This is a genomic window from Nonomuraea sp. NPDC050733 (assembly GCF_040654215.1).
GTDB lineage: Bacteria > Actinomycetota > Actinomycetes > Streptosporangiales > Streptosporangiaceae > Nonomuraea.
This window is the reverse complement of sequence record NZ_JBFAHO010000024.1, coordinates 97415-123312: the sequence shown is the minus strand read 5'-3', so window position 1 is coordinate 123312 and position 25898 is coordinate 97415. Positions and strand designations below refer to the sequence as shown.

The 25898-nt window shown below is 72.4% G+C and carries 22 protein-coding genes and 1 pseudogene; 10 read left to right on the top strand and 13 right to left on the bottom strand.

Annotation, left to right across the window (positions count from 1 at the left end):
* Positions 1-134: 134 nt before the first annotated feature.
* A pseudogene (locus tag AB0H64_RS30335) lies at positions 135-1172 on the top strand (FAD-dependent oxidoreductase); the annotation flags it as partial.
* A gap of 163 nt (positions 1173-1335) precedes the next feature.
* Positions 1336-1992 (top strand): HNH endonuclease family protein, encoded by a 657-nt coding sequence (locus AB0H64_RS30330; protein WP_357631412.1) that lies wholly within the window; start codon positions 1336-1338, stop codon positions 1990-1992.
* 92 nt (positions 1993-2084) lie between these two features.
* Here the strand turns inward: AB0H64_RS30330 and AB0H64_RS30325 are convergent, their stop codons facing one another.
* From AB0H64_RS30325 to AB0H64_RS30310, 4 genes are all read right to left on the bottom strand, one after another.
* Positions 2085-2465 (bottom strand): PepSY domain-containing protein, encoded by a 381-nt coding sequence (locus AB0H64_RS30325; RefSeq protein WP_357631393.1) that lies wholly within the window; start codon positions 2463-2465, stop codon positions 2085-2087.
* A gap of 113 nt (positions 2466-2578) precedes the next feature.
* Positions 2579-2824, bottom strand: a complete 246-nt coding sequence (locus tag AB0H64_RS30320; RefSeq protein WP_357631391.1) for a hypothetical protein — start codon at positions 2822-2824, stop codon at positions 2579-2581.
* 151 nt (positions 2825-2975) lie between these two features.
* Positions 2976-4214: a HAMP domain-containing sensor histidine kinase gene (locus tag AB0H64_RS30315; RefSeq protein ID WP_357631388.1), complete on the bottom strand. Its 1239-nt coding sequence runs from the start codon at positions 4212-4214 to the stop codon at positions 2976-2978.
* Positions 4211-4888, bottom strand: coding sequence for a response regulator transcription factor (locus tag AB0H64_RS30310; protein WP_357631385.1), 678 nt, complete (start codon positions 4886-4888; stop codon positions 4211-4213). The genes AB0H64_RS30315 and AB0H64_RS30310 overlap by 4 nt, the downstream gene beginning before the upstream one ends.
* Before the next feature lie 92 nt (positions 4889-4980).
* Here AB0H64_RS30310 and AB0H64_RS30305 point away from each other — a divergent pair, with 92 nt between their 5' ends.
* Entirely contained in the window at positions 4981-5460 is a 480-nt protein-coding gene (locus tag AB0H64_RS30305; protein WP_357631383.1) for a hypothetical protein, read from the top strand.
* Positions 5461-5559: 99 nt separating this feature from the next.
* Here the strand turns inward: AB0H64_RS30305 and AB0H64_RS30300 are convergent, their stop codons facing one another.
* From AB0H64_RS30300 to aceB, 8 genes are all read right to left on the bottom strand, one after another.
* Positions 5560-6585: a M23 family metallopeptidase gene (locus AB0H64_RS30300; RefSeq protein WP_357631380.1), complete on the bottom strand. Its 1026-nt coding sequence runs from the start codon at positions 6583-6585 to the stop codon at positions 5560-5562.
* A gap of 149 nt (positions 6586-6734) precedes the next feature.
* Positions 6735-8660, bottom strand: a complete 1926-nt coding sequence (locus AB0H64_RS30295) for a hypothetical protein (protein WP_357631377.1) — start codon at positions 8658-8660, stop codon at positions 6735-6737.
* Positions 8661-8753: 93 nt separating this feature from the next.
* The gene (locus AB0H64_RS30290) at positions 8754-8966 is read right to left on the bottom strand and encodes a DUF2277 domain-containing protein (protein ID WP_357631375.1); all 213 of its coding nucleotides are present in this window, start codon (positions 8964-8966) and stop codon (positions 8754-8756) included.
* An 84-nt stretch (positions 8967-9050) separates the two neighbouring features.
* Complete coding sequence (locus AB0H64_RS30285) at positions 9051-9797, bottom strand: IclR family transcriptional regulator (RefSeq protein ID WP_357631409.1); 747 nt, start codon at positions 9795-9797, stop codon at positions 9051-9053.
* 40 nt (positions 9798-9837) lie between these two features.
* On the bottom strand, positions 9838-11040 hold the full coding sequence (locus AB0H64_RS30280) for a heterodisulfide reductase-related iron-sulfur binding cluster (RefSeq protein WP_357631372.1): 1203 nt from the start codon (positions 11038-11040) through the stop codon (positions 9838-9840).
* Between the two features lies 1 nt (position 11041).
* Positions 11042-12220, bottom strand: coding sequence for an FAD-binding oxidoreductase (locus AB0H64_RS30275; protein WP_357631370.1), 1179 nt, complete (start codon positions 12218-12220; stop codon positions 11042-11044).
* Positions 12220-13680: an FAD-linked oxidase C-terminal domain-containing protein gene (locus AB0H64_RS30270; RefSeq protein WP_357631367.1), complete on the bottom strand. Its 1461-nt coding sequence runs from the start codon at positions 13678-13680 to the stop codon at positions 12220-12222. The genes AB0H64_RS30275 and AB0H64_RS30270 overlap by 1 nt, the downstream gene beginning before the upstream one ends.
* 10 nt (positions 13681-13690) lie before the next feature.
* Positions 13691-15286: a malate synthase A gene (aceB, locus tag AB0H64_RS30265; protein ID WP_357631364.1), complete on the bottom strand. Its 1596-nt coding sequence runs from the start codon at positions 15284-15286 to the stop codon at positions 13691-13693.
* A gap of 137 nt (positions 15287-15423) precedes the next feature.
* Here aceB and AB0H64_RS30260 point away from each other — a divergent pair, with 137 nt between their 5' ends.
* From AB0H64_RS30260 to AB0H64_RS30245, 4 genes are all read left to right on the top strand, one after another.
* Positions 15424-16122: a DUF4097 family beta strand repeat-containing protein gene (locus AB0H64_RS30260; protein ID WP_357631361.1), complete on the top strand. Its 699-nt coding sequence runs from the start codon at positions 15424-15426 to the stop codon at positions 16120-16122.
* Positions 16123-16245: 123 nt separating this feature from the next.
* The gene (hflX, locus tag AB0H64_RS30255) at positions 16246-17658 is read left to right on the top strand and encodes a GTPase HflX (protein ID WP_357631407.1); all 1413 of its coding nucleotides are present in this window, start codon (positions 16246-16248) and stop codon (positions 17656-17658) included.
* Between the two features lie 414 nt (positions 17659-18072).
* Positions 18073-19281 carry an imidazolonepropionase gene (gene hutI / locus AB0H64_RS30250; protein ID WP_310710416.1) on the top strand — a complete coding sequence of 403 codons (1209 nt, stop codon included), beginning with the start codon at positions 18073-18075 and terminating at the stop codon, positions 19279-19281.
* A gap of 49 nt (positions 19282-19330) precedes the next feature.
* A complete protein-coding gene (locus AB0H64_RS30245) occupies positions 19331-20143 on the top strand; it encodes a DegV family protein (RefSeq protein WP_357631358.1) in 813 nt (270 codons plus the stop codon).
* A gap of 474 nt (positions 20144-20617) precedes the next feature.
* Here the strand turns inward: AB0H64_RS30245 and AB0H64_RS30240 are convergent, their stop codons facing one another.
* Positions 20618-21061 (bottom strand): hypothetical protein, encoded by a 444-nt coding sequence (locus AB0H64_RS30240; protein WP_357631355.1) that lies wholly within the window; start codon positions 21059-21061, stop codon positions 20618-20620.
* A 333-nt stretch (positions 21062-21394) separates the two neighbouring features.
* Here AB0H64_RS30240 and AB0H64_RS30235 point away from each other — a divergent pair, with 333 nt between their 5' ends.
* The 3 genes from AB0H64_RS30235 to AB0H64_RS30225 all read left to right on the top strand — a co-directional run bounded on the left by AB0H64_RS30235 (position 21395) and on the right by AB0H64_RS30225 (position 25886).
* Complete coding sequence (locus AB0H64_RS30235) at positions 21395-21949, top strand: ComEA family DNA-binding protein (RefSeq protein ID WP_357631353.1); 555 nt, start codon at positions 21395-21397, stop codon at positions 21947-21949.
* A gap of 310 nt (positions 21950-22259) precedes the next feature.
* The gene (locus AB0H64_RS30230; RefSeq protein ID WP_357631349.1) at positions 22260-24923 is read left to right on the top strand and encodes a ComEC/Rec2 family competence protein; all 2664 of its coding nucleotides are present in this window, start codon (positions 22260-22262) and stop codon (positions 24921-24923) included.
* A 240-nt stretch (positions 24924-25163) separates the two neighbouring features.
* Positions 25164-25886 (top strand): class I SAM-dependent methyltransferase, encoded by a 723-nt coding sequence (locus AB0H64_RS30225; protein ID WP_357631347.1) that lies wholly within the window; start codon positions 25164-25166, stop codon positions 25884-25886.
* Positions 25887-25898 lie beyond the last annotated feature (12 nt).

Below are 25898 nucleotides of genomic sequence, written 5' to 3'. Positions count from 1 at the left end.
TCGCGGCGAGCAACATCAAGAGGGCCGGGCTGGTCCTCCGCGACGCCCGCGCGGCGTAGCGAGAAGCCACCCCGTTTACGGGGTGGAGGAGTCACGGTCGTTGCGTAATCCCGTAATAAGAAACCGGACAGCGCATGGTGGGCCGGCCGCGTCTCGTGATCATCGGAGCCGGCATCGTCGGCTGCGCCCTGGCCGACGAGCTCACCGGACGCGGCTGGACCGACGCCCCGGGCCTGGTCTTCCAGACCAACCCGTCGAAGGCCATGACGGAGTTCGCCGCGTACACGGTCCGCAAGTACGGCGGGCTGACCCTCGGCGGGGGGCCCTGCTTCGACCGGGTCGGCGGGCTTGAGGTGGCCACCACCCCCGAGCGCTGGGCCGGCCTGCACCGCAAGCACGGCTGGGCCGAGGCGTGGGGAGTCGAGGCCGAGCTGGTCGATCTGGCCCGGTGCGCGCGGCTGTGGCCGTTGCTCGACGCACGCCGGGTCCTGGGCGGTCTTCACGTACCGGGCGACGGGCTGGCGGCGGCGGTGGCGTGCGGTGAGGCGCAGGCACGGCGCGCGGCCGAGCGGGGCGAACTCGCCACGGAGGGGCCGGGAGAGCTCGCCACGGAGGGGGCGGGAGAGCTCGTCACTGACGGGCCCGGGAAGAGCCCACCGGAAAGGCCGGGGAAGACCACGCCGGAGCGGACGGGCGCGCGGGAAAGGACGGGCGGCCCGGAGCATCGGGTCATCGCGGCCCACGTGGTCGTGTGCGCGGCCGGGTTCCGGGGGCCGTCGGTGCGCGCCATGGCCGGGGCTGCCGTGCTGGCCGGCACGGCTCCCGAGGAGGGCGTCAACGGCGTCTTCTCCTTCACCCCCGACGGCTTCCCGCTGGTGGGCGAGGCTCCGGACCTGAACGGGTTCCGGGTGGCGGAGGCGGTGTGGGTGACGCATTCGGCAGGCGTGGCCAAGGCCGTGGCGGAGCTGCTCGTGGCGGGTCGTTCCAGTGTCGACCTGCACGAGTGTGAGCTCGATCGCTTCGAGAAGGTCCAACTCGCCCCGGTCTTCGTCGAGGAGCGCGGCCAGCGGAACTTCATCGAGGTCTACGACGTCCTCCACCTTCTCAAGGGTATGGATTCGCCCCGGCCATTGCGAACCGCCCCCTACCTCTGCCGCCGGCGTGAGCTCGGGGTTCCGGATCCACGTCCGCGCCTCGTACGCCGCGTATCTGGCGGAATGGCTCCTCGACGCATGGCGGGATACTTAGGCAATTAGGGGTAATTGCTATACCTAGGCTTTACACAAATCTGAAGTCTGGGGTGGGGACGTGCGGGTTCGGGCGGGTTTGGCCGGAATGGCCGCGGTGGTGGCACTTGCTGGGTGTGGTGGGTTAGCAGCCCGGTCGGGGGCGGACTCGGACACCTCGTCCACGTCCTCGAAGTCCGACAAGGCGGACGTCGGCGAGGCGCGGAAGAAGCTCGGCAAGCTGGAGGTCAAGGGGCGGGCCCCGCGAACCGGGTTCGAGCGGGAGAAGTTCGGCCCCGCGTGGTCGGACGTCGACCACAACGGCTGCGACACCCGCAACGACATCCTGAAGCGGGACCTGCGCGACGAGAAGTTCAAGTCCGGGACGCACGACTGCATCGTGCTCAGCGGCGTCCTGGACGACCCGTACAGCGGGAAGACCATCACCTTCAAGCGCGGCCAGGACACCAGCACGGCGGTGCAGATCGACCACCTGGTGCCGCTCTCCGACGCCTGGCAGAAGGGCGCCCAGCAGTGGACGGCCGCCAAGCGCAAGGAGTTCGCCAACGACCCGCTCAACCTGCTCGCGGTCGACGGCCCGCTGAACAACCAGAAGAGTGACTCCGACGCCGCCACCTGGCTGCCCCCGCGCAAGGCGTACCGGTGCGCCTACATCGCCCGTCAGATCGACGTGAAGGCGAAGTACGGCGTGTGGGTCACGAGCGGGGAGAAGGACGCCATGCAGGGCATCCTGTCCTCCTGCTGACCCCGCTCCCGCCTGAGACGCCCTCCGGCCGGTCGGCCGGAGGGCGATCGTGTCACGTGGCGGGGCTCCGGTGCCGGAGCGGAGGCGCCCCGTCAGTTGCCGTCGTCGTCGTGGTCGTCGTTCCGGTCGTCCCGGCCGTCGTTGTCGTCCCGGTGGTCGTCGTCGGCCTTGTTGGACAGGACCTTGCCGGTGGTGGCGTCGATGTCCAGGTCGCTGCGCGTGTCGCCCTTGACCACGTCGACGTCCCAGACGTCCTTGCCGTTGTCGTCCCGGTCGAGCGACAGGTCCGCGACCCAGCCGCCCGGCACCTCCTTGGCCGCGATCTTGAGCGCCTGCTCGGCGAGCACCTTGGGCGCGGAGGGGGCCGCGACGGAGACGGCCCGGTCCCGGGCCCCGTCCTCGGAGGTGGCGGCCGCCGCCAGCGCGTAGCTCCCGCCCGCGAGGGACAGGACGACACCGGTACCGACGATCATGAATCTCTTCGTGAGCTGCATGTCCTCAGGTAAGCGCGGCGGGCGGTAAGCCGACGCTAAGCCGTGGTTATGGACTTCATAGCGCCGTACGCGGCCGGGTCCCGGACGGGCTCTCAGGCCGTCTCCTCCCCGGCGTCCGCCGGGGCGTGCAGCTCGGCCAGGTCCACGATCTCCTGGAGCTGGTCGAGCTGGTAGTAGCCCGTGCCGAGGGCGTGGCCGTGCCGGGTGACCCGGTACCAGACCTCCCCCGGCCGGGCCGCGGGCTCGATCATGCGCGCGAACAGCCAGTGGACCGTGTCCACGCGCAGCTCGACGGGCTCCACCCGGAGCCCGTCCGGCCCGACCAGGTACGGCGTCATCCCCCCGGTGTACCGCGCGAGCACCCGATGACGCCAGCCGCACTCGCCGGCCGCCCGCCAGGACCCCGCCTCGCCTCGTGACGCTCGTCAGGACCCCCGCCTCGCCCCGTGGCGCCCGCCAGGGTCCGTTCGCCGCTCGACGGCGCCGGCCTCAACCGCCGCCGAGGACCACCTCGACCACCGCGCCGCCGTCCGGGCCGCGCGAGACCCCGAGGGAGCCGCCCGACGACTCCGCCGTACGGCGGGCGATGTCGAGCCCGAGTCCGGTCGAGCCGCCTCCGCTGTCGCCCCGCCTGAGCAGCGCCGGCTCGAACCCCGGCCCCTGGTCGGCCACCACCAGCACCACCCCCTCCGGGCGCGGCCCGAGCCGCACGGACAGGGCCGCGCCCTCGGGCGTGTGCGCGAAGACGTTGCCCAGCAGCGCGTCCACGCACGCCGCGAGGTCCTGCGCGCCCACCGCCACCGGCAGGGCCGTCCCGGGCACGGACACCTCCACCTCACGCCCCTGGTCCTCGGCCAGCACCGACCAGAACCGCACCCGCTCCCGCACCACCGCCGCCGCGTCGCACGTCTGCCGCCCGGCCGAGCGGCGGCGCGCCCCGGTGATGACCGCGCTCACCACCCGCTCCAGCGCGTCCACGCGTGCCCCCAGCCGGGCCGCCTCCTCGGGGTCGCGCAGCGACTCGGCGTCCAGCCGCAGCGCCGTCAGCGGCGTGCGCAGCCGGTGCGACAGGTCCGCCACCGACTCGCGCTCGGCCGTGAGCAGGTCGCCGATCCGCCCGGCCAGGTGGTTGAGCGCGAGCGCCACCGAGCGCACCTCCGGCGGCCCGCCGGGCTCGGCCCGCGCCTCCAGGTCGCCGCCCGCCAGCCGGTGCGAGACCCGGGCCAGCCCGTCGACCGGCCGCGTCACCGCGAGCGCGAGCCGGTCGGCCAGCAGGATGCCGAGCACCACCAGCGCCAGCCCGAGGCCCGCCAGCGCGCCCCACGCCTCGCGCACCCCGCGCGTCAGCTCGTCCTCGCTCACGAACACCCGGGTCACGACCGTGCCCTGCGGCGACTGGGCCGCGGCCAGCACCTCCCTGCCGCCCGGCGCCTCGGCCGTCACGCTGCGGCCCGTCGCCGCCAGTCGTACCGCCTCGGAGCGCGGGGCGGGGGCGCCCAGGGTGCGCCCGTCCGGCAGGAAGACCGTGACCGGCAGCTCCACGCGCTCCACCGCCAGCGGCAGGTCATCGGTGCCGGCCGCGACACCGACCGACGCCGCCGCGCCCGTGGCGCGGCTCATCGCGCCGTTCTCGGCCACGGCGCGGATGAGCAGCGCCATCGGCACCAGCAACGCGATGAGCACCACCGACGTGGTGGCCGCCACCAGCAGCGCGAGCCAGCGCCTCACGACGGGTCGACCAGCTTCACCCCGACCCCGCGCACCGTGTGCAGGTAGCGGGGCTCGGAGGCGGTCTCGCCGAGCTTCCTGCGCAGCCACGACAGGTGGACGTCCACGGTCTTGTCGGCGCCGCCGTACGGGAGCTGCCACACCTCCGTCAGAAGCTGCCGCTTGGTCACCACCTCGCCCGGCCGGGCGGCGAGGTAGTGCAGCACGTCGAACTCGCGCGGCGTCAGGTCCAGCGGCGCGCCGTCGAGTGTGGCGGCGCGTCCCCGCGGGTCCACGCTGAGGCCGCCGACGCGCAGCGCGGCGGGCGCGGGCTCGCCGGCGCGCCGCAGCACGGCCCTGACCCGCGCGTCGAGCTGCGCCGCGCTGAACGGCTTGACCACGTAGTCGTCGGCGCCCGCGTCGAGCACCGGCACCATCTCGGCGTCGCCGTCGCGGGCGGTCGCCACGATGACCGGCACCCGGCTCACCGCGCGCAGCATGCGCAGCAGCTCCACGCCGTCGAGGTCGGGCAGCCCGAGGTCGAGGACCACCAGGTCGGGCCGGTCATCGACGGCCAGCCGCAGCCCCTCGAACGCGGTGGGGGAGGAGGAGACGGCGTGGCCCAGGTCGCGCAGCCCGCGGCTGAGCGCGGTCCGGATCGCCCCGTCGTCCTCGATGAGCAGGATGTCAGCCATATGAGGAAACCGTAGACGGTGCGGCCGGGTGGTCCGGGTCTCTTATCCTCGCGTTAACGGCGGCTTAGCGATGGACGGGGGAAGCTGGGGCGGTGAAGAGGTACGTCGTGGCGTGGGCCGCCACCGCGGCCGCCGCGACCGGCGCCGCAGTGGCGGTGCTCGGCCTGCTGGGCGGCTCCCTGACGGGCGGTTCCGGGCGGGTGCTCGACCGGGACGACGTACGCGCCGCGCTGGCCTCCGCGACCGCGCGCCCCCGCCCCACGGGCACCCCCGCCCCCTCGACCGGCACGTCCGCGCCCCCGACCGGCACCCCCGCACCCTCGCCGGGCACCGCCGCTCCGGCGGCGGGCGGCCGGCTCCTCCAGACGGCCGGCGGCACGGTCATCGCCTCCTGCGAGGGCGACCGGGTACGGCTGCGCTCCTGGAGCCCGGCGCAGGGCTTCTCCGTGGACGGCGTCGAGCCCGGGCCCGCGCTCCGCGCCAAGGTCGAGTTCGAGCCGGAGGAGGGCGAGGAGGTCGAGGTGGTGATCGTCTGCTCCGGCGGCCGACCCGTGAGCCTGCCGAAGCACTGATGACCGCGGCCCGCCGTCTCGCAGGCGAGAGGGCGGGCCGCGGTCACGTGAGGGTGCGCGGATCGGCCGCCCGTCAGGGGAGCGGGCGGCCGTCGGAGATCATCCGCAGTGCTCGAAGGGGCTGGTGTAGGTGGCCGTTCCGGCCTTGCCGCCCCACCTGACGCACTTGCCGGACGCAGTGGCCTTCACCGGGCCCGCGTAGTAGGTGAAGCTGCCGCTGTCGGTCGTGCGGGTCTTACCCTTTACTTCCAGGAAGGCGCTGGTGGCGGTCTTCGTGCCCAGCGACGTCTTCTTGAGGGTGGCGACGCAGTTCTGGCCGTTGGCGCTGTTGTAGGTCAGGTAGACGGTGCCGGCCGTGCCGAGCGCCTGCTGGTCGATCACCTTGAAGGCGCTGCCGCACACGGACGCCGGGGTCTCCGGGTTGCCGGGGGTGCCACCGCCGCCGCCGCAGTTCCTGGAGGTCAGCGTCTGGTTCGGGTAGCCGAAGGTGACGCCGTTGAAGACTGCCCTCTGGATGTTCGACGGGTAGCTGCTGCCCTTGCGGATCTCGAAGTGCAGGTGCGGGCTGATGTTGTTGCCCGGCTTGCTGGTCTTGCCGAGCGTGCCGATCTTCTGGCCCTGGGAGACCCGGGCGCCAGCGGAGACGGAACGCGAGTTCAGGTGCGCGTAGAAGGAGGTGTAGCCGCCCCCGTGGTCGATCTTGACGAGGTTGCCGTAGCCGTTGGTCGAGCCCTGGTGGGCCGAGATGACCACGGTGCCCGCCGCCGCGGCCACGACGGTGTCGCCGAGGTCGGCGTCGGCCGAGCTGCCCCGGTTCCAGTCGATCTCGTAGGACCGGTGGGCGCTGCTGTTGCTGGAGTTGCCGGTCCACGACTGGCCGCAGGGGAAGGGCATCTGGAACTTCGGCGCCGCCAGGGTCGAGGCGAGCGGGACGTTAACCTCGTTCGCCGGGTCGCCGCCCTCGCCCTCGTCCTCCGCGGGAGTCGAGGGTGAGGGAGTGGCGCTGGGAGTGGGCGTGGCGACCGCCGTCTTCGGCGCGAAGGTCGTGCTGGCCGACGCGGCCTGGCCCGATGCAAGGCCGACTAACAGGGCGAAGCCCAGCGTGAGCATCCCTCTAGATCTCATGCGAATTCCTTCCACGGGTGCCGGGGACGAGTCCCCAGGTGGCACCCGAGCTCTGTTTGCTCTGTCGAAACGCGCTTGCTGGAGATCTAGATTGCGAGTCGCGTGTACAGAGAACATCCAGAAATCCGCATAAGACCCGCGCGGCGAGCTCAGGACTCCGCGCCGAGCGCCGCCTTCGTCAGCTCGGCCTGCCGCCTGATCAGGCCTAACACGACCGGGTTGACGCCCTTCTCTTCGAAGATCGTCACCATCCGGTCCATCACGGCGCCGGCCCGGTCCAGGTCGCCCTGCCGCGCCTCGGCCCTGGCCAGCCGCCGCATCACCATGTTGAGCGTGATGTTGTCGATGAGCCCGCCGGACCCGGCCGCGCGGGCCACCGCCGACAGCTGCTCCACGCCCTGCCGGGGGTCCGGGGGCCGCACCCGCAGCCGCCTGCCCGCCGTGATCGTCTTGAACTCCCGCTCGGCGTTGAGCCCCTTGACCATCCGGGCGTACATGGTCAGGGGGTGCGTGCCGTACCGGTCGATCAGCTCGTCCAGCGCCTCGTTGCCGGCGCGCAGCGCCGGCGAGTCGGAGCCGAGCAGCGAGAACAGCTTGCCCTGCTCCTCGCCGAGCATCAGCTCGGCGACCCGGTGGTCGTCGGCGCCGGCCGGGTAGCGCACCCGCACCAGGCAGGGGTCGGAGACGATGCGCGAGCCGTCGGCGCCGATGTACTGGCCGCGCACCCGGTACTCGCCCGGCTGCTGGAAGTAGTGCCCGTCACGGCCGTGCCCGATGTACGCGCTGCGGTACAGGGCCGGGCTGCCCGCGTCGAGCCGTACCTCGGTGGCGTGGTCCACGCAGTGGCGCATCATCGGCCGGTACAGGAGGGTGCGGCCGCTCGGCTGGGTGACGCAGATCTGCGTGAACTCCGTGTCGGGATGCAGGTGGCCGTGGGTGGCGCGCGGCTCGCCCGTGACGGACAGCTTCAGCTCCACCACCACCGGCTCGCCGAAGCCGAACCCCTCCTTGGCCCGCACCTCCAGCCGCAGCCCGGACAGATCCTCCACCGGCTGCTCGAACGGCGCGATCTCGGCCGCTCCGGTGCCGAAGGCGTTGGCGCCCATGGCCACGTCCCGGTAGAAGCCGTGGCGCAGGTGCACCAGCTCGGCGTCGGTGAACTGGAACGGGAACGCCGCCCAGTAGCCGGGCTCGCCGCCGGGGCGGTAGTTCTGGACGTAGTTCATCCATGACAGGTCGCCGAAGCCGCCGTCGGGGCCGAGCGGCTGCGGCGGGTTGCCCAGGTTCTTCTGCCAGGAGTGCAGCAGGTTGAACGCGTGCCCGAGCTCGTGGACGTACGTGCGCAGCTGCGCCCGCTGGGCCTGCGGCGTGTCACCCCTGATCGCGTCGTAGAAGACGGCGGAGCCCTGCCGCTGGTGGGCGTCGTTGTAGTCGAACATGATGCCCCGGTAGCCGCCCACGTGCCGGCTGGCCACCAGCAGCCACACCCGCCAGGCCACCGTGTCGGCGAACCGGCTGAACTGCTGCGTCATCGCGTGGTGCAGCTCGGCGTCGTCCCAGGCCAGGTCCGCGCCGGAGCCGTCGGCGGGGATGACGCCGGGCTCCGCCACGGTCAGCCCGATGCCGGCCTCGGCGTAGGCGGCGGCCACGCTCAGCTCGCGCGGCGCGCAGCCGGCCGGGGCGGGCAGGGCCGCGGTGTGGTAGCCGGCGAACGGCACCGTCCCGGCGACCGAGTCCACCTCCAGCAGCACCTGCCGGAAGTGCGCCGAGGCGAACGCCACGGGGAGGACCCGGCCGGCCACCTCGGCCGTGCCGGAGCCGCCGGTGAGCGTGACCGTCACGTCCCTGGCGGGCGTGTCGAACGTGAACGCCCCCCGCCCGGCGATGCGCGCCTCGTCGCCCTCCGCGCGGACGGTGGGGGAGTGCACCACGAACGAGCCGGCGTAGGTGGTGGTCGAGCCGGCCACGGAGAACAGGTCGCCGCTCACCCGGCCGGTGGGCCGCGCCCCGTCCACGTCGATCCGGAGCTCCAGTCGCGATCCGCCGTCCTGACCCTGGTACAGCCCGCTGATCATGGCAGCTCCCTGGCGTCCGATGGGGGTACACCGGGGACACTTCTCCCGGCGGGGGCCGCTGTCAACGACCCCCGCGCGACTCGCCGGGACGGGTCAGCGGGTCCCGCGGACCTTCAGCGCGCCCAGCAGCTCCTCCGAGGCCCGGGTGATCTCCTCGACGGCCCGCTCGAACGCCTCCGCGTTGTGCGGGGCGGGCGACCGGAAACCGGAGATCTTGCGCACGTACTGGAGCGCCGCGGCCCGTACGTCGTCCTCGGTGACGTCCTCGGTGTACGGCGGGCGCAGCGTCTTGATGCTTCGGCACATGCCTCAACCGTAATAGCCGAAGCGCCGCGCGATCCCCCTCGCGCCGGGCTGTTGCTCATGGTGCGACACGACAGCCGGGCGCGGTCACCTGCCCGTCGTGACCGGGGCCAGCTCGGTCCCGAAGGCGCGCGCGATGGTGCGCAGGCCCTCGGCCAGCTGCTCCCGGTCGACCGCGTCGATCCGCTCGGCCGGCCCGGACACCGACATCGCGGCCACCACGCGCTCTCCGTCGCTCACGGGCACGGCCAGGCAGTGCACGCCCAGCTCCTCCTCGCCCAGGTCCAGCGCGTAGCCGGCCGCCCGGACCCGGTCGAGCTCGGCCAGCATGGCGGCGGTCTCGGTGATCGTGTTGGGCGTGCGGCGCGGCATGCCGGTGCGCTCCAGCAGCGTCACCGCCTCCTCCGCGCCGCGGCCCGCCAGCAGCACCTTGCCCACGGCCGTGCTGTGCGGCAGCACCCTCCTGCCCACCTCGGCGAACATGCGCAGCCGCCGCGGCGACGGCACCTGCGCCACGTACACCACGAAGTCGCCCTCCAGCACGGCCAGGTTCGCCGTCTCGCCGGACAGCTCCACCATCCGCGCGAGGTGCGGCCGCGCCCACTCGCCCACCATGCCCTCGGCCACCCCGCCGAGCCGCACCAGCCCCGCGCCGAGCGCGTAGCGGCGGTCGGACTCCTGGCGCACGTAGCCGCGCGCCAGCAGCGTGCGCAGCAGCCGGTGGATGGTCCCGTACGGCAGCCCGGTCTTCGCGGCGATCTCCGACAGACCGGCCGCGCCGCCGTGCTCGGCCAGGGTCTCCAGCACGTCCAGCGCCCGATCGATCGACTGCACGCTCACGCGCCCGCCCCCTCGTCCCCCATGTCGTCCCGGATCACAGAGACACCCCGCGCAGCGAGGCGTCCAGCACCTCGGCCGTGTGCGCCACCCGGATCGTGGCCCCGGCCCGGCGCATGGCCGCGGCGATCTGCATCGTGCAGCCGGGGTTGGCCGACACCAGCAGCTCCGCGCCGGTCGAGGCGACCCCCTTGGCCTTGCGGTCGCCGAGGTCGCGGGCGGCCTCGGGCTGGAAGATGTTGTACGTGCCGGCCGAGCCGCAGCAGATGGCCGACTCGGGCACCTCGCGCAGCTCCAGCCCCGGGATGCCGGCCAGCAGCGCCCGCGGCTGAACCCGTACGCCCTGCGCGTGGGCCAGGTGGCAGGCGTCGTGGTAGGCCGCGACGACCGGCAGCGGATGCCGGGGCGCGACCGGCCCCAGCTCGGCCAGGAACTCCGACAGGTCACGCACCCGGAAGGGCGGCTCCGTGCCGAGCAGCTCGCCGTACTCCTTCATCGACGAGCCGCAGCCGGCCGCGTTGACCACCACCGTCTCCACGCCGGCCCGCTCGAAGGCGCGGACCGTGCGGCGGGCCAGCCGCCTGGCCTGGTCGTCGCGGCCGGAGTGGACGCTGAGCGCGCCGCAGCAGCCCTGACCCGCCGGGACGACCACGTCGCAGCCCTCCAGCGCCAGCACCCGCGCGGTGGCCGCGTTCACCTGCGGGAAGAACTCCCGCTGCACGCAGCCGGTGAGCATGCCGACGACGGCCCGGCGCGGCCCTCTGGCGCGGACCACGCGCGGCAGGCGCTGGCGCCGCTCCACGCGGGGCGTGAGCGCGGCCATCGCCCCCAGGCTGGGATGCGCCCGCTCCAGGAACGGCGCCAGCCGCCGCGTCAGCCCCGTCAGCGGCCTGGTCAGCCCGAGCCGGCGCGGGTAGGGGAACAGACTGAACACCAGGCCGCGCACGGCCCGCTCACGCGGCTCCCGGACGTGGACGCGCTCCACCTCGGCCCGTGTCTGCTCGATCAGCCGGTCGTAGCGCACCCCGGACGGGCAGGCGGTGACGCAGGCCATGCAGCCCAGGCACGCGTCGAAGTGCCCGGCCATCTCGGGCGTCACAGGAGTGCCCTCGACGTGCTGGCTCATCAGGTGGATGCGGCCGCGCGGGGAGTCCATCTCCTCGCCCCACAGCACGTACGTGGGGCACGTGGGCAGGCAGAACCCGCAGTGCACGCAGTCGTCGATCAGCTCCGGGTCCATGTCAGATCCCTCCCGCGAACCGTCCCGGAGACAGCCTCCGCCCGGGGTCGAACTGGTTCTTGACCCGCCGCATCAGCGGCAGCGCGCCGACCGGGCCCCACCGGTCCACGCCCTCGTACGGCGAGGCGAGCACGACGACGGCGTGCGCCCGCTCCCGCAGCGCGGCCACGGCGCCGGCCAGCCGCTCCCCGGTGACGTCTCCCGCCGGGGCCAGACGCAGGCGGCCGGAGACCGGCGAGCCGCGCAGCCACAGCCCGTGCTCGCCCGCCGCCTCCAGCACCCCGTCGAGCGCGGCGGGCACGAAGCGGGCCTCCAGCAGCACCTCGTCGTGCGGCGGCGGCGCGCCCCACCAGGAAGGCGCCCGCTCGGTCACCTCGCCGGCCCCCACCGCCTCGCGCAGCGCCCTGGCCCGCGGCTCGGCCGCCGTGCCCTCCACCAGCGCGGCCAGCGTCACCGGGGCCGCCCCGCCGGGCCGGTCGAGCTCCACCGCGACCGGCTCCGCCTGGGAGGCCGCCAGCAGCGCGGCCGTCTGGCGCGGGCGCTCCACCCCGTCCACCACCAGCCAGCGCCGGTCCGGGGGCAGCGGGTGCAGCCGGAACGTGGCCTCGGCGATCACGCCCAGCGTGCCGTACGAGCCGGTGAACAGCTTGCCCAGGTCGTAACCCGCGACGTTCTTGACGACCTTGCCGCCCGACCGGGCCACGGTGCCGTCGGCCAGCACGACCGTGACGCCGATGAGCAGGTCGCGCGGCGTCCCGTACCGGAAGGCGCGCGGCCCGCACGCCGCGGTGGCCAGCGTCCCGCCCACGGTGGCGTCCGGGGGCGCGTCCAGCGCCAGCTCCTGCCCCTCGGCCGCGAGCACGCCGGCCAGCGCGCCCATCGTCACCCCGGCCTGGGCGCGCACGACCAGGTCGCCCGCCGCGTGCTCCAGCACCTCGTTCAGGCAGCACAGGTCGAGCAGCACGTCGCAGCGCTCGGGCGGCGCGCCCCAGTGCAGCTTCGTGCCGCCGCCCACCGGCGTGAGCGCGAGATCCTGCTCGGCGCAGGCCCGCAGCACGGCCGAGACCTCCCCGACCGTCTCCGGCAGCACCACCCAGCGCGGCCGCACCCCGGCCACCGCGTCGCCGGCCACGGCGTCCCTGACCGTCACGCCGGTCTTCTCCAGCAGCTCGCGTGACATCAGAAGTGCTCCGCCTCCCCGGACTCGACCAGCGGGTGCACGCCCTTCCGCACGCCCGGGACCTCGCCGCACAGCCGCGGCGTCGGGAACACCTTGCCCGGGTTGGACAGGCCCCTCGGGTCGAAGGCGCACCGGACGAGCTGCATGGTGTCGAGGTCGTCGACGGAGAACATCTTCGGCATGTAGCGGGCCTTGTCCACCCCCACGCCGTGCTCGCCGGTGATCGACCCGCCGTGCTCGATGCACAGGTCGAGGATCGCGCCGGACACCACCTCGGCCCGCTCGCCCGCGCCCGGCTCGGCGTCGTCGAACAGCACGAGCGGGTGCAGGTTGCCGTCGCCGGCGTGGAAGACGTTGGCCACCCTGATGCGGTGCTCCGCCGACAGCCGGTCGATGGCGGCCAGCACGCGCGGCAGCGAGGTGCGCGGCACCACGCCGTCCTGCACGATGTAGGCGGGGCTGATGCGCCCCACCGCCGCGAACGCCGACTTGCGGCCCTTCCAGATCGCCGCCCGCTCGGCCGGATCGGCCGCCACCCGCGTCTCGAACGCGCCCGAGCACAGCTCCCGCAGCCGGCCGAACTGCGCCGCCACCTCGTCCTCGGGCCCGTCGAGCTCCACGATCAGCACCGCTCCGGCGCCGCGCGGGTAGGAGCAGGCCACGGCCGCCTCGGCGGCCTCGATGGACAGCGCGTCCATCATCTCGATCGCCGCCGGCACGATGCCCGCGCCGATGATCGCGGACACGGCCCGGCCGCCCTCCTCGATACTCCGGAACGCCGCCAACACCGTGGTCACCGCCTCGGGCGCGCGGCTCAGCCGTACCGTGACCTTGGTGGCGACGCCCAGCGTGCCCTCCGAGCCGACGAACGCACCCAGCAGGTCGTAACCGGGGTCCATGCGGTCGAGCCGGACCAGGTCGCCGTCGGGGGTGACGATCTCGCACGCCTCGACATGGTTGACGGTGAAGCCGTACTTCAGGCAGTGGGCGCCGCCGGAGTTCTCCGCCACGTTGCCGCCGATGGAGCAGACCTGCTGGCTGGACGGGTCGGGGGCGTAGTAGTGGCCCTGGTCGCGCACGGCCTCGGTGATGGCGAGGTTCGTGACGCCCGGCTCCACCACGGCCCGCCGGTTGGGCAGGTCGATCTCCAGGACGCGGCGCATCTTCGAGGTGACGATGAGCACGCCGTCCTCGCGCGGCAGCGCGCCGCCCGACAGCCCGGTGCCGGAGCCCCGCGCCACGAACGGCACGCCGTGCTCGTTGCACAGCCGCACCACGAGCGCCACCTGCTCGGCGGTCTCCGGCAGCGCGACCACGCCGGGCACGGCCCGGTGGTAGGTCAGGCCGTCGCACTCGTACGTGCGCAGCCGTACCGGATCGGTGATCACCGAGTCGGCGGGCAGGCCCGAGCGCAGGGCGGCCGTCAGGGGAGCGATGGCGGGGGACGGGCTCGGTGTCATACGGCTCCTTCTACGGCATGCGCGCGTACGCGGGAAGCGTGAGGAACTCGGCGAACTCGTCGTCCAGGGCGACCTCCTTGAACAGCGCCGTGGCCTGAGCGTACAGCTCCTCGTCGTGGCCCGGCTCGGCGGAGATGCGCTCCAGCTCCTCGCCGATGATGCGCTCGACCAGCTCCTTGGTCACCTGCGCGCCCGTGTCGGCGAGCGTGATGTCGTTGTGGATCCACTGCCAGATCTGCGAGCGGGAGATCTCGGCGGTGGCCGCGTCCTCCATGAGGTTGTGGATCGCCACCGCGCCCAGCCCGCCCATCCAGGCGGCCAGGTAGCGCAGCGCCACGTCCACGTTGTTGCGCAGGCCCGCCTCGGTGATGTCGCCGGGCGTCTTCGCCACCGAGAGCAGGTCGGCGGCCGAGACGCTGACGTCCTCGCGCTTCCTGTCGATCTGGTGGGGCCGCTCGCCGAGGACCCCGTCGAACACCTCACGACAGACCGGCACCAGGTCCGGGTGCGCCACCCACGAGCCGTCGAACCCGTCGCCCGACTCGCGCGTCTTGTCCGCGCGGACCTTCTCCAGCGCCACCGCGTTGACCTCGGGGTCGCGGCGCGACGGGATGAACGCCGCCATGCCGCCGATCGCGTGCGCCCCCCGCTTGTGGCAGGTGCGCACCAGCAGCTCGGTGTACGCGCGCATGAACGGCGCCGTCATCGTGACCGCGTTGCGCTCCGGCAGCAGGAACTCCCGGCCCCGGGTGCGGAACTTCTTGATGACGCTGAACAGGTAGTCCCAGCGGCCGGCGTTCAGCCCCGCCGAGTGCTCGCGCAGCTCGTACAGGATCTCCTCCATCTCGAACGCCGCCGGGTACGTCTCGATGAGCACGGTCGCCCGGATCGTCCCCTGGGGGATGCCGAGCAGCTCCTGCGCGTGGACGAACACCTCGTTCCAGAGCCGCGCCTCCAGGTGCGACTCCATCTTGGGCAGGTAGAAGTACGGGCCCTTGCCCTTGTCGAGCTGGCGCTGCGCGCAGTGGAAGAAGTAGAGGCCGAAGTCGAACAGCGACGCCGAGACGGGCCGGCCGTCCACCTTGGCGTGCTTCTCCTCCAGGTGCCAGCCGCGCGGGCGCACGACGATCGTGGCCAGCTCGGCGTCCGGTCCCAGCGCGTACGTCTTGCCGCCGGACTCGAAGTCGATGGTCCGGTCCAGGGCGTCGCGCAGGTTGAGCTGGCCGCCGACGCAGTTGGCCCAGAGCGGGGAGTTGGCGTCCTCGAAGTCGGCCAGCCAGACCTTGGCGCCGGAGTTGAGCGCGTTGATGGTCATCTTGCGGTCGACCGGGCCGGTGATCTCGACCCTGCGGTCCTCCAGGCCCGGGGCCGGCGGGGCGACGCTCCACTCCTCCTCCCTGACCGTCCTCGTCCCGGGCAGGAAGTCGAGGGTGCCGCCGGCCGACAGCTCCTCCTGCTTCGCCCGGCGAGCCGCCAGCAGCTCCAGGCGGCGGGGGTCGAACTCCTTCTGGAGCGCCGCCACGAAGCCGAGCGCCTCCGGCGTGAGGATCTCGTCGAACCGGTCGAGGATCGGGCCGTTGATCTCCATGTCGCTCCTCTTTTCCATGTTGTGGAAAGCCTCTTCTGGATTATGGAAGCGAAGCTACTTCATGCCCGCTCCAGGGTCAAAGGTGGGGGTACCCCCGGGGGCGCTTAGGGGGCATCCCCGATGTCACGAGACCCGTGGCGGGGGAGGATCCAGGCATGAAGAAGATCGTGATCGCGGGCGGGCTGCTCGCCTCGGTGGCGCTGCTGACGGGCTGCGGGCTCCAGGGCCTGGCCGGCCCCACCAATCAGGACACCGTCGACTACCAGGTCACGGACAAGGTGGCCCGCCTCCAGGTGAAGAGCGGGTCGGGCGACGTCGCGGTCACCGAGTACGACGGGGCCGCCGTACGCGTCACCGAGACCATCCAGTGGCGCGACAACAGGCCCAAGACGCAGCACAAGGTCGAGGGCGACACGCTGCTGCTCAGCTACACCTGCGACAACGCGCTCAAGAGCTGGGGCGACTGCGACGTCAACTACAAGGTCGAAGTCCCGAAGGGCCTCGCCGTCACCGTGAAGAACGGCTCCGGCGACATCACGCTCCGCTCCCTCACCGGGCCGATGGAGGTCTCCACCGGCTCAGGTGACGTGGACGGCACCGGCCTGGGCGGCAAGACCGCCATCGCCGAGGCCGGCTCCGGCAACGTCGAGCTCAAGTACGTGACCGCCCCCGACAGCGTGCAGGCCGACGCCGGCTCGGGTGACATCGGGCTGCGCGTCCCCGACGGCTCGTACGCCGTGACCACCAAGGTCGGCTCGGGCGACGAGAACATCTCCGTCAAGGACGACGACACCTCCACGCACAAACTGACCCTGGAGGCCGGGTCGGGAGACATCACGGTGTCACCCTCCTGACGCTCCCCGGTAGCGAAGGTCACCCGTGTTGCCCCGATAACAAGGTGCTCGCGCCAGGGATGTCGTGCCACCATCGGGGAAGACACCACGGTGTCCAGACGTTGCCTATTAGAGATGACACGAATGCACGAATACTCCGCGCTCGACGAGTTCGAGACCGGCGAGATGGATCTAGAGGAGCGCCAGGCGCTGCGTCGCGTGGCCGGACTCTCCACCGAGCTCCAGGATGTCTCCGAGGTCGAATACCGGCAGCTGCGGCTCGAGCGGGTCGTCCTCGTCGGCGTCTGGACCTCAGGCACGGCGGAGGACGCCGACAACTCCCTGCTGGAGCTCAAGCTCCTGGCCGAGACAGCCGGATCAGAGGTCCTCGAGGGCCTCATCCAGCGCCGGCAGAAGCCCGACCCCGCCACCTACATCGGCTCCGGCAAGGCGCTGGAGCTGCGCGACGTCGTCGAGGCGACCGGCGCCGACACCGTGATCTGCGACGGCGAGCTGACCCCCGGCCAGCTCCGCCAGCTGGAGGAAACGGTCAAGGTCAAGGTCATCGACCGCACCGCGCTGATCCTCGACATCTTCGCCCAGCACGCCAAGAGCCGTGAGGGCAAGGCCCAGGTCGAGCTGGCCCAGTTGCAGTACCTGCTGCCGCGCCTGCGCGGCTGGGGCGGCAACCTGTCGCGCCAGGTCGGCGGACGCGCCGCGGGCGGCGTCGGCATCGGCGGCCGCGGCCCCGGTGAGACGAAGATCGAGCTGGACCGCCGCCGCATCCGCGAGCGGATGGCCAAGCTGCGCCGCCAGATCAGCGGCATGTCCACCTCGCGCGAGACCATGCGCCAGCGGCGCGCCAAGCGCGAGGTCCCGGCGGTCGCGATCGCCGGCTACACCAACGCGGGCAAGTCCTCCCTGCTCAACCGCGTCACCGGCGCGGGCGTGCTGGTGGAGGACGCGCTGTTCGCCACGCTCGACCCGACCGTGCGCCGGGCGCGCACGCCGGAGGGCAGGCTGTTCACGATCGCCGACACCGTCGGCTTCGTGCGGCACCTGCCGCACCAGCTCGTCGAGGCGTTCCGCTCCACGCTGGAGGAGGTCGCCGACGCCGACCTGATCCTGCACGTGGTCGACGGCTCGCACCCCGACCCCGAGGGCCAGCTCGCGGCCGTCCGCGAGGTCTTCGCCGACATCGAGGGCGCCTCCGACGTGCCCGAGATCGTGGTGATCAACAAGGCCGACGCCGCGGACCCCGACGTGCTCGACCGCATCGCCCGGCGCGAGCGTGACAGCATCGTGGTCTCCGCGCGCACCGGCGCCGGGATCCCCGAGCTGATGGAGCTGGTCGAGCGCCGGCTGCCCCGGCTCGACCACGAGGTCACCCTCCTCGTCCCGTACGAGCGGGGAGACCTGATCTCACGGGCCCACAAGGAGGGCGAGGTGCTCTCGCTGGACCACGTCGAGGACGGCACCGTGCTCCACGCGCGGGTGCTGCCCAGCCTCTACCAGGAGCTGGAGCGGGTGGGCAAGCCCATCGAGCGCGTCTCTTAGTCTGATGGGCAGGGCAGCTCTGTCGAAATAGCGCGCAGAGCTGCCCAAAAGCGGCAGTGGCCGTGGAACTCTCGGATTGCTAGGATATGCCGAGCCTTACCACACTAATGTCGCGGGTTTCAGATGACGGCTGATGCGATTCATGGTGCCTGCGGGGGTCCGAGGGAACGATCGGGGCTGGGTGACCGCTGGGATGATTGGGCTTTCTTCCGAATAACCCTGTACACCGAGCCAGCCTGTGAAATAACGTAACTGAACTGAAATCGCCGGATCATGAGTCCGGCGATACGGTCACCGCCCAGCCAAGCGGATGAGAAGCAGGAGACCCCCCATGTCGTCCCTACCCGGAGCCGACTCAGTGGGCTCGGCCCGAGCCGTGCGCTGGGTGACGTGCTCGTGCGGGGTGGTGATGCGGTGACCGTTCGGCTTCTGACCAACATCGGCCGCCTGTGGACCGGCAACGAGGTCCTCAGCAACGCGGCCATCCTCGTGCACAACGACCGGATCGCCTGGGTGGGGCGGGCTCCCGACCTGCCGCAGAGCGTCCCCGGAGTCGTCGACGACATCGTCGACGTCGACCACGTCGAGAACCTCGGCGGCGCCCTGGTCACACCCGGCCTCATCGACGCGCACACGCATCCCGTCTACGCCGGCAACCGCTACGCCGAGCTCGCCATCCGCACCAGCGGCTCGACCTCCTCCGCCATCACCGCCGCGGGCGGCGGCGTGGGCTCCACCGTCACCGTGACCCGCGGCACCGACCCGTGGACCCTGTGCAACGGCGTGCGCGAGCGCCTTCGCGGCTGGCTGCTCAGCGGCACCACGACCGTCGAGGCCAAGACCGGCTACCACCTCACGCGCGACGGCGAGCTGGCCGACGTGCGGCTCCTGCGCGAGCTGGAGAAGGAGCCGATGATGCCGCGGGTGCACGTCACGTTCCTCGCGGGTCATGTCGTGCCGCCCGAGTACTTCGGCCGCCAGCGCGAGTACGTCGAGGCGGTGGGCGCCTGGTGCGCCGACGCCGCGGCTGCGGGCGCCGACAGCGTCGACGTCTACTGCGACGAGGGCCACTTCACCACCGAGGAGTCCCGCTGGGTGCTCGCCTCGGGCCGCAACGTCGGCCTGCTGCCGCGCGTCCACGCTGGTCTGTTCAGCCGCCGCGGCGCCGTTCAGCTCGCCGCCGAGCTCGGCTGCGCCTCCGCCGACGGACTCCACCACATGTCCGACGAGGACATCGCGATCATGTCCCGGTACGGCGTGCCGGCCGTGGTCTGCCCGGCCACGGCACTCCAGCGCGGCAAGCTCCCGCCGGTGCGCCAGATGATCAAGCACGGCGTGCAGATCGCGCTCGGCAGCGACCACAACCCCGGCTACTGCGGCATCACCTCGATGTCGCTGGTCATCGCGATGGCGGTCTCGGCGTTCGGGATGAGCGTCAACGACGCGCTGCGGGCGGCCACGCTGGGCGGCGCCACGGTTCTCGGCGCTCCCGACCGCGGCGTGCTCGCGCCGGGCCGCCTGGCCGACATCGTGCAGTGGGACGCCGACCACGAGGGCGCCTTCGCCTGGTCCTTCGGCCTCAAGCCGCGCCGGGTGTGGCGCGGCGGCACCCCCGTCCAGTAACCCTTCCAGGGCAGGGTTGAAATCCGCCCTAACTGGCTAGTCTCCTGATATGTCACCCTCCGTCGCGGTCGTCACCGACTCCACCGCCTACCTCCCTGCACTGCCGGGAGTCTCGGTGGTGCCCGTACAGGTGCTGTCGGGCGGCGTCTCGTGCGACGAGGACGCGTTCACCGGAGACCTGCACGCGGCGACCACCTCCCGCCCCGCCCCCGCCCGGTTCGCCGAGTGCTACGCCTCCCTGGCCGCCGCGGGCGCCACCGGAGTGGTGTCGATCCACCTGTCGGGCGACCTGTCCGGCACGGTGGAGTCGGCCCGGCTCGCCGCCAAGGAGGCGCCTGTCCCGGTCGAGGTGATCGACAGCGGCTCCATCGCCATGGGCCTCGGCTTCCCGGTCATGGCCGCGGCCGACGCCGCCGCCCGGGGCGCAGGGCTGGAGGAGGTGGTCCAGGCGGCGCTGGGGTGCGCGTCCGGTACCCGTACGTTCTTCTACGCCGACACGCTCGACTCCCTGCGGCGCGGCGGCCGCGTGGGCACGGCGGCGTCGCTGGTCGGCTCGGCGCTGGCCATCAAGCCGCTGCTGCACCTGGTGGACGGGCGGGTGCTGCTGCTGGAGAAGGTCCGCACCGCCACGCGCGCCATCGCCCGCCTGGAGGACCTGGCGGTCGCGGCGGCCGGCCGGGGACCGGCGCGGGTGGCGGTCCAGCACCTCGCCGCCGGCGACCGGGCCAGGGCCCTGGCGGAACGCCTGCCCAAGCGCCTGCCGGGGCTGACGGACTTACGGCTGGTGGAGGTGGGGGCGGTCGTCGGGGTCCACGTGGGGCCGGGGATGCTGGGCCTCACGGTCAGCCCGGACACCTCCTGACGCCTGCCGTTCTGAAGCCTGCCGTTTCGACGGCCGCCGTTCTGAAGCCTGCCGTTTTGATGGCCGCCGTTCAGAGGCCGTCGTCGTGACGACTGTCGTTGTGACGCTCGTCGTCGTGACGCCCGTCGTCCACAGCCCCGGCGTGCGCCGCCCCTCCATCCCCAGAACGCCGTTCGCCTCGCTTCCGACGCCCGGCGGGGCCGTACGTTCTGGGACGTGCGTTCCCAGGACCCGACCACCGAGCGGACCGTGGCCGAGGCCCGGTTGCGCTCCCTCACGCCTCCTGCCCGCCGCCACCCTCGCCCGATCACCGCCCTCCAGAACACCCCCGACCACCAGCCCCCGGCGTTTCCCCGAGTCACCGCTGCCCTCCCCGCCCGAGACGCGCAATCCCCCGGGCCCCCTGACCCCGCCTCACCCAGCCCCAGAGCCGGCCACGGGAGACACCCTTACCCGCCCCTCAGCACCGGCGGATCAGTCCTTCGCGACGCCCATCCCGGAGAGGCTCCCGCTCATGAGGCCCGCGCACGTGACGCCCATGCTCATGCCGTCCACTCCCATGACGTCCACTCTCACGACGCCCGTCGCGGAGACGCCCGTTCCCGTGGCACCCGCCCTCGCGACGCGCGTCCTGACATCGCCCGCTCGCAGGACACCTACCTGCAGAGCTCCTATCCGCAGAGTGACTACCCGCAGCACGCCCACCCAGAGGACACCCACCCGCAAGACGCCTACCTCCCTGACACACACTCTCGCGACACTCACCCGCAGGGACGTCACCGTCGCGACGCCTATCGCCTGGACGGCCACGCCCGGGACCTCCACCCCCAGGGCATCGACCCTGGGAGACCCCACTTGCAAGGTCTCCACGACCGAGACACCCACGCCAGTGTTGTCCGTGAAACGGGGCTCTCCCATGACACGGACCTTGCCGGTGGCTCTGACCTTGCTCGTGCGGCGTCCTCTGCCCGTCCAGCGCCCCCTGCCTGTTTCAGGGAGCTTGCCCGTGACGCGGGGCTTGCCGGTGACGCGGAACTCGCCCGTGTGACAGCCCCTGCCCGTGAACCGAACACCCTCGCCCGTGAAACCAACGCCGATCCCACAGCCGACCTCACCCCAGGGACGGTTCGAACGCCACTGGCCCCAACCTTGCCCCCCTCCTTCCAAGCCTTCCGCGCCGCCGTCTCCACCAAGGCGCCCGCCCTGGACCCAGGCCGCCCAGGCCTACGCGTACTCCTGACCCTGGCCGTCATGGCAGCACTGGCCGCCGGCATCTTCCTTTGGCGCTCGGAGCCAACCCCCGAGCCGCTCCCGGTCGCGTCCCCCATCGCGTCCCCCGTCGCCCATCCACCCCGTCCGGCGGCCCCATCGGCAGTCACCCCCGCTGCCGAGATCACCATTCACATCACCGGCAAGGTACGTAAGCCCGGCATCTACACCCTCCCCATGGGCGCACGCGTGGCCGACGCAGTGAAGGCCGCCGGGGGAGTGCGTCAACTCGAAGCCGCTGCCTCGGTCAACCTGGCGAGACGCCTGACTGACGGCGAACAGATCACCGTAGGCGCCGCCGGCCCCGGCAACGCTCCCGGCCCGCCTCTGAGCGACCCCGCCACCACGGTGCTCGACCTCAACACAGCCACCCCCGACCAACTGGACCAACTGCCCGGCGTCGGCGAAGTCCTGGCGGCACGCATCGCCGACTTCCGCACCGCCCACGGCGGCTTCACCAGCGTGGAGCAACTCCAGGAAGTCCCGGGCATCGGCGCAAAGAAGTATGAAGAGATCAAGGACAAGGTCCGCATCTGACATGCCCCGCGACCCCACTGCCACCGACCCGGCCCCCAGCACGCCAGGCGCTGAGACACCAGCAACCGCGGCGACAGCCGACGGCACCGCCCCCTTCGCGGCGACAGGTCCCAACCCCCTGACCTCCGACAGCAAGGGCCCCAGAGGGGGAGCAAGCGACCTCAGGGCACTCGGAAGCGCCGGCACCACGAGGACCGGAGGCATGAGAGCCGGCACCATGGACTCCGACACCCCGCCGCCCGGCCCCCGAGGGCCTGAAGGCACGGGACTCGACTCCGCGGCATCGGACTCCCCGGCACCCGGAGTCCAGATGATCGGCGGCCATACGTGGATCCTCACCTGCCCCGCCTTGGCCGTCTGGGCCGTCACCCTGGCCCTCCTCAGCAGCCCGCCCACAGCCGGCCTGACAGCGTCGGCGTTGTCGGTGCTGGGAGCCTTCGGCACAGCAGCCCTCGCCCACCGCCACCACCGCTGGCGGCCCTGGCGGAACGTGATCATCGCCACCCTGGCCTGCACGGCCGCCGCCTCGGCGTCGGTCGCGACCCGCGTCCACGCCGTCACCACCGCCCCCATCGCCGACCTCGCAAGGCACGGAGCGACGATCACCGCCGAGATCACTCTCGCCGACGACCCCAAGATCAAGCTCGGCCGTTTCCGCCAAGAACAGGTCGTCGTCCACGCCACTCTCGACACCTACCGGACGCCCCGCCTCCGCGAAGCCGTGAGCCTCCCCGTCCTCGTCCTCGCCCACGGGCCCGAATGGCGCCCTCTCCTTCCCAGTCAGCGCGTCCAGGTAGTCGCACGGCTGGCCGAGCCCATCCCCGGCGAACTGACCGCCGCCGTGCTTCTCGTCCGCGGGACTCCCGAGGTGCTGACATCCCCGAGCCGCCTCCAAGCGATCGCGGGCACGCTGAGGGCCGGTCTGCGGACGGCCACCGACGTTCTCCCACCGGATCAGCGCGGCCTGCTGCCCGGGCTCGTGGTGGGCGATGTCTCCCGCATGGATCCCCAAGTCAGCGCGGACCTCAAGGAATCCGGCCTCAACCACCTCAATGCCGTGAGCGGCACCAACTTGTCCATCGTGGCGGGCGCAGCGCTCGCCCTGTCCCGCCTGGCCGGACTTCCACTCGCCCTGAGAGCCGGCCTCGCCGCCGTGGCGATGATCGGCTTCGCCGTGGTCGCCAGACCGTCCCCGAGCGTGCTGAGGGCGCTCCTCATGGGCCTGGTCGCCGCCATCGCCCTCGGCACCGGCCGCCCCAAGGACGGAATGGCCGCCCTCTCGGCAGCCGTACTCCTACTGATCCTCTTCTCGCCCGACCTGGCCAGCTCGTACGGCTTCGCGCTCTCGGTCTGCGCGACGGCCGGCATCCTCCTCCTCGCCCCGCGCTGGCGCGACCGCCTGACCCGCCACCCCCAGACCACCGCCGACACCCAACCCGCGGCCACCTCCCACGCCGACACATCTCCAACCGCCACCCTCCACACCGGCACATCTCAATCCGACACGCGCCCGCCCCCTGCCCACACCCGTGATCCGGCCGCCGCCCCGTTAAGCAGGTCGTCCACCGGCCCGTCGGGCGGGTCGTCTGTCGGTCCGTCAGGTGGGTCGTTCGCCGGCCCGTCGGGCGGGTCGTCTGTCGGTCCGTCAGGTGGGTCGTTCGCCGGCCCATCAGGCAGGTCGTCCGTCGGTCCGTCAGGCGAGGCGCCGTCCACGCGGAGAGGCCGGTTGCCCAGGTGGGTGGCCGAGGCCGTCGCCGTTCCCGCCGCCGCGCAGGTCGCCGTGACACCGATCCTCGTACTGATGGCTGGTCAGGTCTCCCTGGCCGCGATCCCCGCCAACCTGCTCGCCGGTCCGGCGGTGGCGCCCGCGACACTGCTCGGGTTCGCCGCCGCCCTGGTGGCGCCGTTCTGGCCGGAAGCGGCCCGGATCATCGTCATCCCCGCCGGCTACGCGGTGGGCTGGATCATCATGGTGGCCCGCTGGGCCGTGAACCTTCCACTCGCGACCCTGCCCTGGCCCGGCGGCCTCGCGGGTCTCGCGCTGCTGGCCCTGGCCGCCGTCGCAGTGACGCTCCTGGTCAGGCGCCGCGCCTGGATGGTGGTGGCGTCGGCGGTGGCGGTCGGGGTCTTGGTCGCGGTGCTGTTCGTACGGCCGGTCGTCGCCCCATGGCCGCCCAGGGCGTGGCTGATGGTGGTGTGCGACGTGGGCCAGGGTGACGGCCTGGTTCTCGCCGCAGGCCCCGGACGAGGTGTCGTGGTCGACACCGGTCCCGATCCCGTCACCATGGACCGCTGCCTGCGACGCTTGGACATCACCGACGTCCCGCTCGTCATCCTCACCCACCCGCACGCCGACCACATCGACGGGCTGTCCGGCGTCCTGAGGGGCAGGCGCGTGGGCGCCGTCGTCGTCAGCCCGCAGCGGACCCTCGACAACCAGGCGTCGCGCCTGGCGGCGGACCTCGCCCGGCGACGCATCCCGCAGTGGACGGCGCCACCGGGCACCCACTGGCGGCTGGGCCCCTCCGAGCTGACCGTCCTGGCGCCCGAACCCGCCCGCGCCCCGCCCACCGGCCAAGGAGAGGGCAGCGCGGCGAACAACTCCAGCGTCGTGATCCACGTACGCTGGCGAGCCGGCTCGGCGCTGCTGAGCGGCGACATCGAAACCGAAGCCCAGGATGCCCTGCTACGCGGAGGGCTGCTGCCACCGGCCGACATTCTCAAGGTGCCGCACCACGGGTCGCCCCGGCAGGATCCCGCGTTCTTCGGCGCGGTGGGTGCCCGTGCCGCGCTGATCAGCGTGGGGGAGGGCAACGACTACGGTCATCCGGCGCAACCCACTCTGTCGCTCCTCCAGCGCCTGGGCGCGCGGGTCTACCGCACGGACCGCTCGGGCGACCTGGCCGTGGTGGAACGTGAGGGACGCCTGGCGATCGTGACCCGCGGCCCGCAAGGAGGCGATCGGCCCCCCTGATACCGCAACCTCGCGGCACTCCTCCCCTTGCGCCACGGGGATGCGTGCGCGTGTCCGTGTGGGGCGCGGGCGGCTGACTCGGTGGCTTGCGATCTCCCACGAGCACTCCTGCGCCGATCTCCCACGAGCACTCCTGCGCCGATCCCATCAGCGCCTCCGCGCTGCTTCCACCAGCGCTCCCGCAGTCCTCTCCCGATAAATGAAGTGGTACGGATCCTCGCGTCTTCTACGCTCAAGCCTATGAATGAGGACATCTACGCAGTCGCCGTGCCGTTCTACGACCTCTTTCACGAGGACGGCCACGTCCCGGGGATTCGCGAGCTGCTCCCGCCGTTGCTGGCGGGAGTGCGGCGGAGCGTGATGGAGATCGGCGCAGGAACGGGCCTGATCACCGAGCTGATCGCGCGCGAGACACCAGCCGAGATCTACGCCGTCGAGCCGTCCCTGGGGATGCGGTCCGTGCTGGTCTCTCGCCTGGCGGCCGAGCCTGACACGTTGCGCCGGGTGACCGTGCTGCCCTGTGGGGCACTGGACGTCGAGGTGGAGGAGCCCGTCGAAGCGATCGTGATGATCTCAGTGCTGCAGAGCTTCCCGGTGGCGGAGCGGGCGAAGCTGTGGCGGGTGCTGGCCGGTCAGCTGGAACCCGGAGGACGGCTCATCTTCAACTGGCGAGATCCGGTCGCGTCGGCGCCCGACGAGTTGCGGACCATGGGCTCGTACCAGGTGGGCCGGCATGTCTACGAGGTGGCCGGCCAGGTACTCGAGGTCGCGGGCGAGAGCACCACCTCGCGCTTCGTCTACCGGATCAGGCGGCGGCACGACGACGTGGTGCTCAGTGAGGATGAGGTGGTCATCACGAACCATCGGCCTTCGACCGGGAACCTGGTCGCCGAATTGGAGGCGGCGGGGTTCGCCCGTGAACAGGCGCCTCCCGGGATGCACGTGTGGCGTCTGCCTGTGTGAGGACCCGGCTCA